This window comes from Halochromatium sp., from assembly GCF_046541315.1.
In the GTDB taxonomy this organism is placed as follows: Bacteria; Pseudomonadota; Gammaproteobacteria; order Chromatiales; family Chromatiaceae; genus Lamprobacter.
The window spans coordinates 1-3,889 of sequence record NZ_JBKHDN010000233.1; the positions used below are offsets into that span (position 1 = coordinate 1).

At 66.1% G+C, this 3,889-nt stretch carries 6 protein-coding genes; 3 read left to right on the plus strand and 3 right to left on the minus strand.

What is annotated here, in order from left to right:
• Nucleotides 1-179: 179 nt before the first annotated feature.
• Genes ACLFQI_RS12245 through ACLFQI_RS12255 form a run of 3 tightly spaced genes read left to right on the plus strand, consistent with a single transcriptional unit; the run spans nt 180 to nt 1,861 of the window.
• Nucleotides 180-1,421, plus strand: coding sequence for an alpha/beta fold hydrolase (locus ACLFQI_RS12245; RefSeq protein ID WP_410759725.1), 1,242 nt, complete (start codon nt 180-182; stop codon nt 1,419-1,421).
• A 6-nt stretch (nt 1,422-1,427) separates the two neighbouring features.
• Nucleotides 1,428-1,676 (plus strand): DUF4258 domain-containing protein, encoded by a 249-nt coding sequence (locus tag ACLFQI_RS12250; RefSeq protein ID WP_410759727.1) that lies wholly within the window; start codon nt 1,428-1,430, stop codon nt 1,674-1,676.
• Nucleotides 1,673-1,861, plus strand: a complete 189-nt coding sequence (locus ACLFQI_RS12255) for a DUF2283 domain-containing protein (protein WP_410759728.1) — start codon at nt 1,673-1,675, stop codon at nt 1,859-1,861. The genes ACLFQI_RS12250 and ACLFQI_RS12255 overlap by 4 nt, the downstream gene beginning before the upstream one ends.
• A 90-nt stretch (nt 1,862-1,951) precedes the next feature.
• Here ACLFQI_RS12255 and ACLFQI_RS12260 read toward each other — a convergent pair whose 3' ends face one another.
• The 3 genes from ACLFQI_RS12260 to ACLFQI_RS12270 form a co-directional block, all read right to left on the minus strand.
• Nucleotides 1,952-2,647, minus strand: a complete 696-nt coding sequence (locus ACLFQI_RS12260) for a gamma-glutamyl-gamma-aminobutyrate hydrolase family protein (protein WP_410759730.1) — start codon at nt 2,645-2,647, stop codon at nt 1,952-1,954.
• Nucleotides 2,620-3,636 carry an amidoligase family protein gene (locus tag ACLFQI_RS12265; RefSeq protein ID WP_410759732.1) on the minus strand — a complete coding sequence of 339 codons (1,017 nt, stop codon included), beginning with the start codon at nt 3,634-3,636 and terminating at the stop codon, nt 2,620-2,622. Before ACLFQI_RS12265 ends, ACLFQI_RS12260 begins: the two co-directional genes overlap by 28 nt.
• A gap of 55 nt (nt 3,637-3,691) precedes the next feature.
• A partial coding sequence (locus ACLFQI_RS12270) for a hypothetical protein (RefSeq protein WP_410759733.1) occupies nt 3,692-3,889 on the minus strand: 198 nt, incomplete at its 5' end.

Sequence of the window (3,889 nt, forward strand, 5' to 3'; positions counted from 1 at the left end):
GGCGCCGCCGCCACCTGTTGCGAGAAGGCGTCGACCTCATCGCGGTTGGCGGTGTTCCGCAGATCTGTGTTGGATCGGCTCATGCGTGATCCTGGTTGTGCGTTTGCGCGGACCCCATATTACTGGCGAATCCGGCGCCGTGCGCTGCCGAGTGTCTTTCATCTGCCGATTGCTGATCCATGGCTCGTATCCGCTTCGACTTCGACAACCCCGATGGTCACCGCCTGGCCGGTCTGCTGGAGACGCCACCGCCAGGCGTCGAGACCCAGCGTTACGCGCTGTTCGCGCACTGTTTCACCTGCGGCAAGGACCTGGCGGCGGCGACCCGCATCGCGCGCGCGCTCGCCGCGCGCGGCATCGCGGTGCTGCGCTTCGATTTCACCGGGCTTGGCAACAGCGACGGCGATTTCGCCAACACCAGCTTCTCGTCGAACGTCCAGGATCTGCTCGCCGCCGCCGCCGCGCTCGAACGCGACCATGCCGCGCCGGCGCTTCTGATCGGCCACAGCCTCGGCGGCGCGGCGGTGCTCGCGGCCGCCGGCAACCTGCCCTCGGTGGAGGCCGTCGTCACCATCGCCGCGCCGGCCACGCCCGGTCACATCCAGCATCTGTTCAGCGGGGTGCGCGGCGAGCTGGAGACCACCGGCGAGGCCGAGGTCAAGATCGGCCGCCGGCACTTTCGCATCCGCCGTCAGTTCCTCGACGACCTCGAGCAGTATGCCGACGCCGAGCATATCCGCCGGCTCAAGCGGCCGCTCCTGGTGTTCCACTCGCCGGTCGATGAGATCGTCGAGGTCGAGGAAGCGGCCAAGATCTACTGGGCAGCGCTGCATCCGAAGAGTTTCATCTCGCTCGACCGGGCCGACCATCTGCTGACCAGGCGCGAAGACTCCGAGTACGTCGCCGAGACCTTGGTGGCCTGGGCCAGCCGCTATCTCGGCTTGTTGCAACATCGAGAAGAGGCCAGCGGCGGCACCGCGCCGGCCGTTGCCTCGGGCGAGGTGCTCGTCACCGAACGCGATCAGGCCTTCCTGCGTGGCCTCTATGCGGCGCGCCATCAACTGCTCGCCGACGAGCCGGTCTCCGCCGGGGGCTCGGACTTGGGCCCCAACCCCTACGAGCTGCTGCTGATGGCGCTCGGCGCCTGCACCTCGATGACGCTGCGGATGCTGGCCAACCGCAAGCGGCTGCCGCTCGACGATATCGAGGTGCGCTTGCGCCACGAGCAGCTCCCGGCCGCGGACGGCGAACAGCATGGTCCGCAACGAATCGTCCAGCGCGTGGCACTGACCGGCGCGCTCAGCGAGCGCGAGCGGGCATCGCTCCTCAAGATCGCCGAGCGCTGCCCGGTGCATCGCACGCTGGCGCATGCCGATCTACGGATACGGACAGAGGCTGACGAGCGTTCCCGAAACGATTAACTCCGCATGAATTTCATGCTTACCGAGCATGCGCGCAAGCGCTGCATGCAACGACGGATTCCCGAAGCCTGGATCGCGCAGGCATTGAACAATCCGTTGCGGATCGAAGACGATCCCGATGACGACAGGCTGGTACAAGTAGTCTGGCCAGTACCAGAGAGAGGTTTTCGCCTTCTGCGCGTGATCTACAACGACACTCGCGACCCTGTCGCGGTTGTCACCGCCTATTTCGACAACGAGGCATGTCCACCATGAAGCTTGAATTTGACCCGGAAGCAGACGCTGCCTATTTCGAGATTACGGATACAGAGGTGGCGAATACCAAGGAAATCGAGTCTGGCATTCTCGCCGATTATGATGCCGAGGGGCATTTGGTCGGCATCGAAGTGCTCTCTGTGAGTAAACGGCGGCTCGATAAGAACCTGGATCACGCCGCTTAGAAAGCGTCCATCAACCGCTTCCCCTGTCGAGAGCCACTGTCCGGCAATAAGCGCGAAGTAGAAATCGACAGCCGCTCGACAAGCCCCTCGCTAACGCCCGGCACGCGCCTGCGCCGCTTCGACGAGCGTCTCGAAGAGCCGGCGCTGACCACGGTTGTAGAGCAGGAATTCCGGGTGCCATTGCACGCCCCGCAAACACGCGTGTAGCGGCGCCTCGATCGCCTGCACGATGCCATCGAGATCGCGGCCGGCGACCACCAGGCCTTCGCCAAGGCTGTCGATCCCTTGATTGTGCAGACTGTTGATGCGCGCGCGATCGCTGCCGAGCAGGCGCTCGAGTTCGCTGCCCGGTTCGATGCAGAGGGTCTTGAGCGGTAGGATGGTCCAGCGGTTGGAGGTGTGCTTGCGCCGCGAGCGCAGTTCCTGGAACAGGTTGCCGCCGAGGCGCACGTTCAACAGCTGAGCGCCCCGGCAGATGCCGAGCAGCGGCAGCCCGCGCGCGAGGGCGCGGTCGATCACCGCCGATTCCAGCGCATCGCGCTCGGGATCGTACTTGGGCACGACCTCGGGCGCGGCGGCATAGAGCACCGGATCGATGTCATGGCCGCCGGTGATGACCACCCCATCGGCGGTTTCCTGCACCTGGGGCTTGGGGTCCGCCGGCGTTAGCAACTCGGTGCGCGCGCCAGCCAGCCGCAGCGCGAGCTGGACCAGAATCTTGGGCGCGTGCGAGCCGCGTGTCGGCCCGGTCACCGCGATCAGAGGAGGCTGTTCTCGCTCAGCCATTGCTGACACTCCTGTTTCCAGTCCCCGGTCAGGCGCCCGAGGGGGTCGTTGAGATAGGCGTTGTAGGTCGCGCACAGCCGCTCCAGCCGGACCGGGTCGGCGGCCAGGCGTTCGACCACCAGCCAGTCATCCCAGGGCACGCCAAGATCCCAATCGGGGCGGTCGATCTCACTGTTCGGCAACCGATAGTGGAAGGTTGGCCGTGGCTTGATCCGCTCGTCCTTGACTCGCGCCCGCACCCGCTCTGGGTCGAGGTGCGCGAACAGCGGCAGCAGATCGAGTGCGCGATTGCGGGTCGGATTGGCGTGCAGGTAGTCATCGATCAAGCCCGCGCGAGCGGGCAAGTAACCCGGCGCCACCGTGGTGCGCACATAGCCTTTCGGAAAGGGATCGGCGAAGAAGGTTAGCCGCCGCGTCAGATCCATCGCCACGCGCTCGCGCAACCAATCTTCCAAACAGAGGAAGGCCTGCAGATATTGACGCAGGGTGTCGACATCGGTCGCCGGCACTTCCGGGTTGAGCTGCATGCCGAAGGCGTAGGTCGGATCATCGGCGGTCCCGCGCGCCCCGGCCGCGCGCAGGCGCTCGATGAGGGCGTTGCACTCGCCAAGCCGAGACATCGGCAGCGGCGGACTGACGACCTCGACCGGGACGATGCGCTCGGCGATCATCCGCAACAGATCCTCGGCAAAGCCCTCGACCGCGCCGCCGAAGTCATCCTCTACGCGTTCACGCCGGCCCATGGATTTGAGGAAGGCGAAGTCGAGTTCCACCGCCCAATCGCCGGCCGGATCGCCGCGCAGCGCGATTTCGTAGCGGCCCGGATGGAACAGCTCGCCGCCCTCCTCCCCAAACAAGACCCCGCGCACCAGGTCGGCGGTCTCGGCGATGGTCAGTCCGCTGAACTCGATCTCGACCCCGACGCGCCGTTCACGGCCCTCGGCGGTCTGGGTCAGTGGTGGCATCCGCAGTGCCTTGGGTGTCGTCATCGGTGTCAATCCATACCCGGCTCGGGCCGGTGCGTTGCATTGCGATGCCCGCAGCCTAAGACGCCAGCCCAGCGTCCGCAACTCGCGCGAGCGCGGTGATGGCGTCCGTGGTGCGCTCGATGAGATCCCCGACACCGCTGTTGACGCGAATCGGCGCTGGCAGCCCCGGCGCGCGCGCGCAGAGGGCCAAGGCGCAACCGGCGATGCCTCGATAGGAGCGCAGGTGCCAAGACTCGCCGCGAAACCGGATGAG